Below are 9,966 nucleotides of genomic sequence, written 5' to 3'. Positions count from 1 at the left end.
GAGGGGCCGCGGGGGCGTTCGGCTAACTGCGGGAGCGAGCCATCAGCTCAATGTGTTCGGCTGAGATCGGAAATCAACCAACCATTATGGCTAATTATGCAAGGACCCACATTGGTAATGAGAGCCGTGTCGAGCTGCACGAAGTGCTCGGGCTTACCGGGGCAGAGGTGAGTGTCAACAATCTTCCCGCCGGCGCTGGCGTTCCGTTCGTCCATGCACACAAGGAAAACGAGGAAATCTATGGCGTGCTCGAAGGCGCCGGCTCGGTCACGATCGACGGTGAGGAAATCGAGCTTGCAGCCGGCGACTGGCTGCGCATTTCCCCCGCCGCACACCGTCAGTTCCGCGCCGCATCCGACTCGGGCATCACATACGTCTGCATTCAGGTCAAGCAGGGATCCCTTGATGCCTTCACAGCCGACGACGCTATCATGTTCTAATTCGCGATCGGTGTGCAAGGGGCCGATACCGCCCGCATGCCCCCTTCGGAATAGGTGCTGAGCAGCTCCTGGGCGTGGGCGAACTCGGGCCCTCGCCTCCAACCGAGCAGGCGGTTGACCGCGAGATTTCCCTGGACGTTGTGGACGAAGAGCAGATAGGCGTCCTCGCGCGAAAGCCCGGTCTCCTCCATGATCGAGGGAACCATCTGCTCAGCGCCGCGCTCGACGACGCGCTGTGCCACCCGGGCGTATGCATCGTCATCCGAGTAGAGCAGATAATAGTCATCGTTTGCCGGCGGGCGCTGGCAGAGAGCCTCCGCCTCCGTTCCCTCAAGCGGGGGCGCCGCCGCCAGGGCCTCGTCGATAAGTGCATCAAGCAGCGCGAACTTGTCCTCGTAGTGCAAATAGAACGTGCCGCGGTTGATATCGGCACAGCGGCAAATATCCGCCACCGTCATCTTCGCGAAGCCGACCTCGGCCAGCAGCGCAAAGAACGCCTCCCGTATGACCGAAAGCGTATAGCGTCGGCGACGATCGATCTTCCCCGATTCCATGGCCCCTCCAATTGCAGCGCTCAACAATATCCAGAAGCCGCTCGTTTATCGACAGCAGCTCGAAACTGTTCATTGCTCTGACGCAAATCAACACTGATACTTTTTATAGACACCTGTTCATTGTAGTTGAAAGAGAGTATCAAGTGACTCTATACGAGCGGCTCGTTATCGAACTCACCAACCAATCGTTTTCCCATCAGGCCGCCTACCGCACCGGCGGCACGCCCTATGAACTGAGTGCCCGCGAGCCCGAGCGCTACGACCAGCAAATCGAAACGTTTGCCCGCATGATCGATGAAGCCGATTGCGTGCTTGTAGGCGGGGCCTCTGGGCTCTCCGCGGCGGGCGGCGGCGACTTCTACTACGAAGACAACGCGACCTATCGCAGGCATTTCGGCAAATTCGCCGAGCGCTACGGTTTCAGGGGCGCTTTTGAAGGGTCGTCCTACCGCTGGCCCACCGCCGAGTCGCGCTGGGGCTACCTTGCCACCTTCCTCGACACCACGCTCAACGCCCCGCTGCGCGAGCCCTACAAAGATCTCGACGCCATTCTTACCGAGAAAGACTTCTTCGTTCTCACCACCAACCAGGACACGCAGTTCATGAAAATCTACCCTTGGGAGAAGGTAGCAGAGATCCAAGGCGATCACCGCTTCTTCCAGTGCTCCCACTGTTGCACCGGTGAGGTGTGGGACGCGGTCGAGCCGGTCTCCCGCATGGTAGAGGCCATGGGAGACGGCCTTGAGGTTCCGACAGAATTCGTGCCACGCTGCCCGCACTGCGGGGCAGAGGCGTTCCCTTGGGTTCGCGGCTACGGCAACTTCCTGCAGGGCGAGCTCTACGAGGAGCAGTACCGCAAGGTGTCCGACTGGCTCGACGCGCACGCGCGGCAGAGGATCCTTTTCCTCGAGCTGGGCGTGGGCCGCATGACGCCTGCGTTTATCCAGGAGCCGTTCTGGGCCCTCACGGCGCAGTTGCCGCAGGCTGGCTACATCGCCGTGAACAACAGGACGCAGTTTCTCCCCCGTGCAATCGAGGATCGGGGGCTCGCCGTTCGTGCCGATATCGCCGACGTGCTCGCCGACGTGCGCAAGACGCTGGGTAGGTAGCGCATGGAAACGGTAAAAGCGGTTCGTATCGGCCAGGCACTTGCCGAGGCGGATCTTATCATCATCGGCGCCAGCAACGGGCTCGACATGGCAGAGGGGCTCAACCTCTTCTACGCCGATGCTCATTTCCAAGAAGCGTACGGAGACCTCGCCCAGGCTGATGGCATCGGCTGCATACTGCAGGGGCTCACCTCTCCGGATGCAAACGTGCGACGCCGATGGGCCGATCGATTCCATCAAAAGGAGTATGTCGAGTATGAGCCCGGCCCAATCATGAACGGGCTGCGGCATCTTACGGAGCACGCTGATACCTTCGTGATCACATGCAATATTGACGGGCACTTCGCACGCGCAGGGTTCAACGAGAACCACGTGCTCGAGACAGAGGGGAGTACGTGCACGTCGATTGACGAGCAGCGTCTCGCCCACCCAGATGCCCTCGCCATGGCGCAGCTCGAAGATCTCGCGCACCTTGTGCAAGCGCATCGCAACCACAAGGTTGCCATCCTCGAACTTGGCGTGGGGCTGCGCAACGGCGTCATAAAGCGCATGCTCGCTCGGGTCGCGAACGCCTGCGAACACGCCACCTACATCGTGTTCAACTACAGTCAGGCTCTGACGCCCGACGCTTCGTGCGAGACAATTCTCGTTGACGGCGATATGACCCCGGCTTTCGAGGAGATCGTTCGATGCCACCTCTAGAAAGAGAAGCGATGAGGCTTCGAAGCCTCATCGACGATGCCGACGCCATCATCGTCGGCATCGGCTCGGGTATGTCGAGCGCCGCCGGGTTCAACCATTACAACCATGCGGGCATGACGTGTGCCGGAATGGCGGACTGGCAGAAAGCCTTTGGCTTCAAGAGCCTTTTCGACGGCTTCTATCACCTCTACCCCAGCCTCGAGCAGCAATGGGCCTACTACGCGCGATACATCGATTTCATGCTGCGCGAGCCGGCCTCACAACCCTATCTCGACCTGCGGTCCCTCATCGCCATAAGGATTACTTCATCCTGAGCACCAATGTGGACACCCAGGTCGAAAAGGCCTTCCCCGCCGAGAGGACCTGCAACTACCAGGGAAGCTTCGCATGCCTTCAGTGCAAGCAGCCATGCTGCGACGAGCTCTTCGACGCGAGCCCCTACGTTGAGCGCATGATTGCCGGGATGGAGAGGTTTGAGGTACGCAGCGAGGACGTTCCCCGCTGCCCGCATTGCGGCTGGCAGCTTGTGCCGTGGGTGCGCGACGACACATTTCTGCAGGGCGCGGCATGGCGCGAGAGTATCGAACGATATGAGCGCTTCGTGCGCGAGCGCAGCGATTGCCGCGTGCTGTTGCTGGAACTTGGCGTGGGCGAAATGACCCCCGGTATCATCACGCTCCCATTCTGGAGCATGACCGCAAAGCTGCCGGATGCGCACCTGCTGAGCGTAAACATCTCGGGCGACTCGGCTCCGCTGCAGCTCGGAAGCAAAGCAGAGGCGATCCAGGCCGACTTGCGCACCCTGCTCTCGGTGGCGCGGGTGGGAGACGAGTAACGTGGCGAGGCTTTTGCGCTTTCATCAGCCCGGACATCACGCCCATAGAAGCGATGGCTCTGATTCGGGTGTCAAAGTTTAAGCCTCCTTGTCAGCCGCTGTAAGGTATTCCTCGTCGTCCACGGGCTCCAACCACTCGTTGGAGGTCTCCTCGCCCGGAACCTCCAGCGCGAGATGGGAGAACCAGCTGTCGGGCGCGGCTCCGTGCCAATGCTTTACGCCCGCGGGAATATTTACTACATCGCCAGGGCGCAGCTCCTGTGCCGGTTTACCCCATTCCTGGTAAAACCCTCGACCAGCCACGCAGACAAGGATCTGTCCGCCGCCGCTTTTGGCGTGATGGATGTGCCAGTTGTTGCGGCAGCCGGGCTCGAACGTCACGTTGTAGACGCCGACCTGATTGGTGGAAAGGGGCGCGAGGTAGCTTTGCCCGATAAAGTACTTCGCAAATGCGTCGTTGGGGGCGCCGATAGGAAAGGCCATCTCGTTTTGGTGCTTAGCTCTTGCATCAGCAGCATCGCTATCCGCCCAGACCTCCTTCGCCATGCGAAAGGCCGCCCACGCCTTGGGCCATCCTGCGTAAAACGCCGCATGTGTAAGGATTTCCGCTATCTCCGTCCTGGTCACGCCATTGTTCTTTGCGGACATCAGATGATATTGGAACGAAGAGTCCGTCAGGCCCTGCGCCATCAGGGCCACCACCGTCACGATGCTACGGTCCCGCAGGGAGAGCTCGCCCTCTCGGCTCCACACCTCGCCGAACAGCACATCGTCGTTGAGCTGTGCGAATTTGGGGGCGAAGCCCCCCAGGGCATCTCTACCCGCCGTCTGCTTAATTGCCATGATCGATTTCCTCCTATCGATGGTTCTGGACACGAATCTGTCTCCGCGCGACCAAGTAGCCCGCCTAGATTTCCATGCCCATTCGTTGCGCCTGTTCCAGAGCGGGATGCCCGGCGATATCGCCCACACCGTTCACGCCGCCGGCGAAAACCGTTTTGCCCATTACGGACCACCCCTTGCGCTACCGATTTGTATTGATGAGAATGAAGGTAATACCTAAACCTGACTTTAGGTCAAGAAATGAATTCGAGATTTATTCGGAGGGGCCATGTACACAATCGGACAGGTGGCGGAAATGTTCGGCTTGCCCGCCTCAACGCTGCGGTATTACGACAAGCAGGGATTGTTCCCGGGGCTGGAGCGGACGTCCGGCATTCGCCGATTCGGCGATACGGAACTCGAGGCGCTTCGGGTCATCGAATGCCTGAAGAAGGCGGGAATGGAGATCAAGGACATCCGTCTGTTCATGGAATGGTGCGCGGAGGGCCCTTCGACATACCCCCAGCGCAAGGCCATGTTCGAGGAGCGAAAGGCCCATATGGAGTCGGAGATCGCGAAGATGAACCGTGCGCTGGATATGCTGAAGTTCAAATGCTGGTACTACGAGCAGGCGATCCAAGACGGCAACGAGGATAGAGTGAAGGCGCTGATTCCGGACAATTTGCCGAAAGAGATCAAAGATACCTACGAGAACGCCCACGCTCGATAGTGACGTCTGATGCCCAAGGGAGTTCGGCAAGGAGCTCTTCTTCAGGCGGGAATAAAGGCCTCCGAACCAAAAGGTTCGGAGGCCTTTATTCCCGCTACTTCGCTGGTGGCATTGCCCTGCGGCAACGCCGAAACTATAGAGAATGAAATCAGAATTTTCCGACAGGCATCTTTTTAAAGCGAGTTAAGACGCCATGCAGTCACTCATCCCAATGCAGAATTTGTCATGCGATCCTTTAGCTTCATAATTTGCTTTTGAATCTCATCGATAACTTTCTTAAATTCCTCGTCATTTTTGCCCGTCGGGTCTTCCAACCCCCAGTTATCATCAAAGGGCTTGCCGATGAAAGGGCATCCCACATTGCAGCCCATGGAGATGGCGATATCTGGTTCGGGTATATCCGATATCAGCTTGGAATGCTGCGTCTGCTCCATGTCAATGCCATAAAGCTTCTTCATCAATCGGACGGCATCCTGATTGATTTGCGGTTTGGTTTCCGTCCCGGCAGAATAGCTTTCAAACACATCGGACGCCAACGCTTTGCCCAACGCCTCCGCAATCTGGCTGCGGCAGGAGTTGTGGACGCAGATGAACGCAACCTTTGGCTTCGTCATGCGCGGAAGCTGCCTCTCGTTCTGTTTGCGATTCTAACGAGGTTTTGTTCGTTCATGCTCTCACCTTATTCAAAATAGAAATGACTTCGTCCTTTTTCAGCACCTTGCCATAGGACACCACCTGACCATCTATCACCAGCGCAGGCGTTGTCATCACTCCATAGGCGGCGATTTTTTCAAAGTCCCGCACATGATCGATAGTGTCATCCATGCCGAGATCCCGCAGCGCTTCTTCGGTTTCCGCTTCCAGTGCGTTGCACTTGGCACAACCTCCACCGAGAATTTTGATGCCGGATTCCTTCTTTTTAGCTTCTGCCGCCTGCATGGTTTCCGGCGTACAGCTGCCTCCGCAGCAGCAAGACTGCTTTTGCTCTTCTTTTTTCTTTCCAAATCCGAAAATCGACATGATGATCCCTCCAAATTATTAGATAATGCCCTGAAACAGGTTGAATGAATAGCCCACAACGATAATGCCCGCGGCACAGATGGCGATAAAAACACCCAGCAACTTTGGCTTGACCGCCTTGCGCAACATAATCATTGACGGCAAAGACAGCGTGGTAACGCCCATCATAAAAGCAAGCACTGTGCCAAGCTGCGCGCCTTTTCCAAGCAAAGCCTCAGCAATGGGAACCGTGCCGAAAATATCGGCATACATAGGAATACCGATGATGGTTGCTAATACTACGCCGAGGGGGTTATGGCTGCCGAGAACCGCCGCAACCCAGCTTTCGGGAATCCAGTTGTGGATGACAGACCCGATGCCCACACCGATGAGAATGTACGGAAAGACCTTCTTGAAGGTTTCCGCTACCTGATCCTTGGCATAAGCCAGCCGTTCCTTCTGCGTCAGCGTTGGGGAGGCAATGTCCACGGCAGATGCCCTGCGGATAAATTCCTCCACCTGATTTTCCATGTGCAGCTTTTCAATCAGCGTACCGCCAGCCACAGCAATCGCAAGCCCCAGCACCACATAGAGAATCGCAACCTTTGCCCCGAAAATACTCATCAGGAGAACAAGACTTCCCAAGTCCACCATAGGCGATGAAATCAGGAACGAGAAGGTCACGCCCAGCGGCAGTCCGGCACTGGTAAATCCGATAAACAGTGGAATGGACGAGCAGGAGCAGAACGGTGTTACCGTGCCGAGCAGGGCTGCGATGCAATTTGCCCAGATACCGTGAAACCGCCCCATAATTTTCTTACTGCGTTCCGGCGGAAAATAACTCTGAATATAGGAGATCAGATAAATCAGCACACAGAGCAGCACGGTGATCTTAATCACATCATAGAGGAAAAACTGGATGCTCCCACCGATTCGGCTTGTCGCGTCCAGCCCCAAAGTGCCGAGTAGATTTCCAATCAGCGTATTCAGCCACTTCATGCCGAGAATCTGATCGGTGATGAATTCGCCCATCAGGAGCAGCACCCACCTTCGTTGTCAGAACCGCAGCCGCAGCAGGTCAGTCCCTCGACAAATGCTTTAAACTGGGTCAGGGTTTCGCAGTTCAGAGAGTAGTGCTGCCACTTTCCTTCCTTGCGGGCGTTCACCAGTCCACATTCCACCAAGATCTTCATGTGGTGCGAAAGCGTCGGCTGCGTAATTTCGAACTGTTCCAGCAGCTTGCAGCCGCACTTTTCTCCATCCGACAGCATCTTCACTATTTCCAGCCGGTTCGCATCCCCCAAAGCTTTGCAGATCAGAGTCACATCCATAACGTTCATAGAAGCACCTCACATTGATGATTGTCTATGTGTATAAGAATACATATACATCGATATCTGTCAATATATCATTGCGAGCGAATGCAGCCGTACGCCTCCGAGATGCCACCGTAATCGTAGGACCCGGCGAGCCCGCCGTGCCCGATGAACCCGTCGAAGTCGTCGTCGACGGTCCCCTGCCCGCCGAAGTGGGAGCGGTATTCGCCGAAGCTGAAGAGGAGGATGTGGACCTCCCTGTGGCGCCCCGTTAACAGCGTCGCCAGGTCCGAGCTCAGGAGGAACGTGTTCGATCCCGTGAGGTGGATATCCCATCCACCGCGTGCGTGAATGCTGTTAGTTGCCTTCTCGAAACCCTCGCACAGCTGCACCTCGTCGATGAAAAGGCGGCTGCAGGCGCCCTCTTTGTGCCGCTCTATGTACGTATTACGGTCTACCCATGCCATCATCTACTCCCTCTCGGTTTCGAAACTTGAATTTTTTGAAGTTTCGAAACCGAGAAGGCAATATGCGCAAAGACGCGTCCGAGGGGTAATCCCCAGCCACGTCATGTCGGCAGCGATGAAGGGCGCGTCCGCGCGTGCTACAATGCGGGCACCAGAGATGAAAACACAGTCCCCGTCGGGTAGTCGTGGGCGTGCGCTAGTCCGCATCAGTAACCTGCCTCCTTGGTTGTCCCTTCTCTGCATGGTCATCTACATAAAGGAGGAACCAACCATGCAGATCAGCGTGTCGTCCACCCTGACCGTATATCACGACGGTCAATTCTGGGTCGGGCTAGCGGAGCACGTCGAGGGCGGAAGGTATGGCGCCGCCCGCATCGTCTTCGGCGCAGAACCGTCCAATGAGGAGATCCTGCGATTCGTTGCCAGCAAATGGGCGAAGCTCTCGTTCTTCGGTCACGATTCGACCGAGGCGAGCAAGCCCGCAAAGAACCCCAAGCGACGCGCTCGCGAGGCGGCGAAAGCACTTAAGCAGCCGGCGATGAGCACCAAGGCGCAGCAGGCGCTCGCGGCACAGCGGGAAGCAATGAAGCAGGAGTCGGCTCGAGCAAGAAGCCAGCGTCGCGCGGACGAGGCGGAGGCGCGCTTCGAGCAGCGGAAGCTGAAGCGCAAGCAGAAACATCGCGGGCATTGATCGCTATTTTCAGCAAGGCAAACCATATACAGCAGCGGCGCCAGTTCCACTTGAAGCCGACGCCGCGTAGACGCTGATGGTGACGGCTATGCACGGGCACGAGTGCGCCGCCGCACCTCATGGCCTGCTTCTCGGGTATTTGGGGCGCGCGGCGTTCAAAAATGCGGAGCGGTTCCGCATGGCTCGGGATTGAGCCGAGGCGCCCTACTTCTCGCCCTCCAGCAGCCCCACGATGCGGTCGATGTCGACGGCGAAGCGGGGCCTTCCCTCGCGCTCGTAGCGGTCGAGGTACGCCTGGCACTCGGAGACAATGCGCTTGGTGTTGCCGTCGATGATGCGCTGGAGCGTCTCGTAGTAGGCCGAGCCCTCGGTCCTGAAGCGGCGCTGGTAGGCCTTGGTTATGGGGAACATCTTGATGTAGTGGATGCCGTGGCGGCAGCCGGGGCGTGTCGTGGGGCGGGGTGGCAACGCAAAGTACTGGTCTTTGGGCACGTTAGGGGCGATGTTGGAACGCAGCGGCACGGCGAAGTCCCTGCGCTTCCCGCGGAAACGCAGCCTCACCACCACGATGCAGGGGCGATTGTGCTTAAGCATGAGCTCGCGGTCGCCCTCGACGAGGTCGAAGAAGTCCTGGGAGATGGATACGATCTTCATCGGTTCGCCCCCTTCATACGAAGCGGGGCCCGCATCGCTGCAGGCCCCTACAGGTGGGCGATATTCTACGCCTTGCGGCACCCCGTCGCCCACGGAGGTTAAACGTACACGTAAGCCGTACTCTGAAAGCCGCGGCTTCCGGCAAGTAGTTTATACCACGAAAGGTCGCTTTCGATGCGCATAGCTCGCAAAATAACACTCGCCGGGCGTCACCCCTGATCTTCTCGGCCGTCTCCTCCGGGTACTTATTGCGTGCCACGGGCACCTCCGTCCTTATTATCGCGATAAACACACCATGAGTGGTGTACGGGTCGAGAAGGGCTGGCGACAAAAGAGCCCAACGGCCGTTACGGCTTCGTTAGAAACGCGCCCCATCATGGATGGTGAACCCGAAAGGTAAGGCGCGCGGACACGGTGGCTCGGCCCGCGCGCCCGGAAGAGAAAGGATAAACCCATGGGTTACATGCTCGAGACGCGCGGGCTCACCAAGCGCTTCGGCCGCGGCGACCAGGCGCAGGACGCCGTGGCCGACGTGAGCCTTCATATCCGCGAGGGCGAGGTGTACGGGCTGCTCGGTCCCAACGGAGCCGGCAAGTCGACAACGCTCAAGATGATCTGCGGGATGCTGCGGCCGACGGCCGGGGAGG

General features: G+C 58.0%; 16 protein-coding genes. 8 read left to right on the top strand and 8 right to left on the bottom strand.

The window, feature by feature from the left end:
* Nucleotides 1-86 precede the first annotated feature (86 nt).
* Nucleotides 87-440, top strand: a complete 354-nt coding sequence (locus GPK42_RS09890) for a cupin domain-containing protein (protein ID WP_195568526.1) — start codon at nucleotides 87-89, stop codon at nucleotides 438-440.
* Here GPK42_RS09890 and GPK42_RS09885 read toward each other — a convergent pair.
* Nucleotides 437-994: a TetR/AcrR family transcriptional regulator gene (locus GPK42_RS09885; RefSeq protein ID WP_195361424.1), complete on the bottom strand. Its 558-nt coding sequence runs from the start codon at nucleotides 992-994 to the stop codon at nucleotides 437-439. The genes GPK42_RS09890 and GPK42_RS09885 overlap by 4 nt on opposite strands.
* 143 nt (nucleotides 995-1,137) lie before the next feature.
* On the opposite strand from GPK42_RS09885, the gene GPK42_RS09880 reads away from it, so the two are divergent.
* Genes GPK42_RS09880 through GPK42_RS09865 form a run of 4 tightly spaced genes read left to right on the top strand, consistent with a single transcriptional unit; the run spans nucleotide 1,138 to nucleotide 3,640 of the window.
* Nucleotides 1,138-2,103: an SIR2 family NAD-dependent protein deacylase gene (locus GPK42_RS09880; RefSeq protein ID WP_195361423.1), complete on the top strand. Its 966-nt coding sequence runs from the start codon at nucleotides 1,138-1,140 to the stop codon at nucleotides 2,101-2,103.
* A 3-nt stretch (nucleotides 2,104-2,106) separates the two neighbouring features.
* Nucleotides 2,107-2,805, top strand: coding sequence for an SIR2 family NAD-dependent protein deacylase (locus GPK42_RS09875; protein WP_195361422.1), 699 nt, complete (start codon nucleotides 2,107-2,109; stop codon nucleotides 2,803-2,805).
* 11 nt (nucleotides 2,806-2,816) lie between these two features.
* Nucleotides 2,817-3,119: a hypothetical protein gene (locus GPK42_RS09870; protein WP_215694972.1), complete on the top strand. Its 303-nt coding sequence runs from the start codon at nucleotides 2,817-2,819 to the stop codon at nucleotides 3,117-3,119.
* An 8-nt stretch (nucleotides 3,120-3,127) separates the two neighbouring features.
* Nucleotides 3,128-3,640 carry an SIR2 family NAD-dependent protein deacylase gene (locus GPK42_RS09865; protein WP_215694971.1) on the top strand — a complete coding sequence of 171 codons (513 nt, stop codon included), beginning with the start codon at nucleotides 3,128-3,130 and terminating at the stop codon, nucleotides 3,638-3,640.
* Between the two features lie 78 nt (nucleotides 3,641-3,718).
* Here the strand turns inward: GPK42_RS09865 and GPK42_RS09860 are convergent, their stop codons facing one another.
* Nucleotides 3,719-4,483 (bottom strand): carboxymuconolactone decarboxylase family protein, encoded by a 765-nt coding sequence (locus GPK42_RS09860; RefSeq protein ID WP_215694970.1) that lies wholly within the window; start codon nucleotides 4,481-4,483, stop codon nucleotides 3,719-3,721.
* Between the two features lie 268 nt (nucleotides 4,484-4,751).
* Between GPK42_RS09860 and GPK42_RS09855 the strand changes: the two genes are divergently transcribed.
* The gene (locus GPK42_RS09855; protein WP_215694969.1) at nucleotides 4,752-5,192 is read left to right on the top strand and encodes a MerR family transcriptional regulator; all 441 of its coding nucleotides are present in this window, start codon (nucleotides 4,752-4,754) and stop codon (nucleotides 5,190-5,192) included.
* Between the two features lie 203 nt (nucleotides 5,193-5,395).
* Here GPK42_RS09855 and GPK42_RS09850 read toward each other — a convergent pair whose 3' ends face one another.
* From GPK42_RS09850 to GPK42_RS09830, 5 genes are all read right to left on the bottom strand, one after another.
* On the bottom strand, nucleotides 5,396-5,806 hold the full coding sequence (locus GPK42_RS09850; RefSeq protein ID WP_215694968.1) for an arsenate reductase ArsC: 411 nt from the start codon (nucleotides 5,804-5,806) through the stop codon (nucleotides 5,396-5,398).
* Between the two features lie 52 nt (nucleotides 5,807-5,858).
* Nucleotides 5,859-6,212, bottom strand: coding sequence for a thioredoxin family protein (locus GPK42_RS09845; protein WP_215694967.1), 354 nt, complete (start codon nucleotides 6,210-6,212; stop codon nucleotides 5,859-5,861).
* An 18-nt stretch (nucleotides 6,213-6,230) separates the two neighbouring features.
* Nucleotides 6,231-7,223 (bottom strand): permease, encoded by a 993-nt coding sequence (locus tag GPK42_RS09840; RefSeq protein WP_215694966.1) that lies wholly within the window; start codon nucleotides 7,221-7,223, stop codon nucleotides 6,231-6,233.
* Entirely contained in the window at nucleotides 7,223-7,531 is a 309-nt protein-coding gene (locus GPK42_RS09835; RefSeq protein WP_215694965.1) for an ArsR/SmtB family transcription factor, read from the bottom strand. The genes GPK42_RS09840 and GPK42_RS09835 overlap by 1 nt, the downstream gene beginning before the upstream one ends.
* Nucleotides 7,532-7,599: 68 nt before the next feature.
* Nucleotides 7,600-7,974: an ATP-binding protein gene (locus GPK42_RS09830; protein WP_215694964.1), complete on the bottom strand. Its 375-nt coding sequence runs from the start codon at nucleotides 7,972-7,974 to the stop codon at nucleotides 7,600-7,602.
* A gap of 271 nt (nucleotides 7,975-8,245) precedes the next feature.
* Here GPK42_RS09830 and GPK42_RS09825 point away from each other — a divergent pair, with 271 nt between their 5' ends.
* A complete protein-coding gene (locus GPK42_RS09825) occupies nucleotides 8,246-8,665 on the top strand; it encodes a YjdF family protein (protein WP_252200245.1) in 420 nt (139 codons plus the stop codon).
* Nucleotides 8,666-8,869: 204 nt separating this feature from the next.
* On the opposite strand, the gene GPK42_RS09820 is transcribed toward GPK42_RS09825, so the two are convergent.
* Entirely contained in the window at nucleotides 8,870-9,319 is a 450-nt protein-coding gene (locus GPK42_RS09820; RefSeq protein WP_117848167.1) for a hypothetical protein, read from the bottom strand.
* Nucleotides 9,320-9,773: 454 nt separating this feature from the next.
* On the opposite strand from GPK42_RS09820, the gene GPK42_RS10090 reads away from it, so the two are divergent.
* Nucleotides 9,774-9,966: ATP-binding cassette domain-containing protein (locus tag GPK42_RS10090; RefSeq protein ID WP_252200244.1), on the top strand; the 193-nt coding region annotated here is incomplete at its 3' end.

The sequence above is a fragment of the Collinsella aerofaciens genome, from assembly GCF_018785265.1.
In the GTDB taxonomy this organism is placed as follows: Bacteria; Actinomycetota; Coriobacteriia; order Coriobacteriales; family Coriobacteriaceae; genus Collinsella; species Collinsella aerofaciens_AI.
Note: the sequence above shows the minus strand (reverse complement) of the source record. Positions and strands in the feature narration are given on the sequence as shown.

Coding starts and splice junctions, on each gene's coding strand:
- GPK42_RS09890 (WP_195568526.1), top strand. CDS start 87: ATGGCTAATTATGCAAGGACCCACATTGGTAATGAGAGCCGTGTCGAG.
- GPK42_RS09885 (WP_195361424.1), bottom strand. CDS start 994: ATGGAATCGGGGAAGATCGATCGTCGCCGACGCTATACGCTTTCGGTC.
- GPK42_RS09875 (WP_195361422.1), top strand. CDS start 2,107: ATGGAAACGGTAAAAGCGGTTCGTATCGGCCAGGCACTTGCCGAGGCG.
- GPK42_RS09870 (WP_215694972.1), top strand. CDS start 2,817: ATGAGGCTTCGAAGCCTCATCGACGATGCCGACGCCATCATCGTCGGC.
- GPK42_RS09860 (WP_215694970.1), bottom strand. CDS start 4,483: ATGGCAATTAAGCAGACGGCGGGTAGAGATGCCCTGGGGGGCTTCGCC.
- GPK42_RS09855 (WP_215694969.1), top strand. CDS start 4,752: ATGTACACAATCGGACAGGTGGCGGAAATGTTCGGCTTGCCCGCCTCA.
- GPK42_RS09850 (WP_215694968.1), bottom strand. CDS start 5,806: ATGACGAAGCCAAAGGTTGCGTTCATCTGCGTCCACAACTCCTGCCGC.
- GPK42_RS09845 (WP_215694967.1), bottom strand. CDS start 6,212: ATGTCGATTTTCGGATTTGGAAAGAAAAAAGAAGAGCAAAAGCAGTCT.
- GPK42_RS09840 (WP_215694966.1), bottom strand. CDS start 7,223: ATGGGCGAATTCATCACCGATCAGATTCTCGGCATGAAGTGGCTGAAT.
- GPK42_RS09835 (WP_215694965.1), bottom strand. CDS start 7,531: ATGAACGTTATGGATGTGACTCTGATCTGCAAAGCTTTGGGGGATGCG.
- GPK42_RS09830 (WP_215694964.1), bottom strand. CDS start 7,974: ATGGCATGGGTAGACCGTAATACGTACATAGAGCGGCACAAAGAGGGC.
- GPK42_RS09825 (WP_252200245.1), top strand. CDS start 8,246: ATGCAGATCAGCGTGTCGTCCACCCTGACCGTATATCACGACGGTCAA.
- GPK42_RS09820 (WP_117848167.1), bottom strand. CDS start 9,319: ATGAAGATCGTATCCATCTCCCAGGACTTCTTCGACCTCGTCGAGGGC.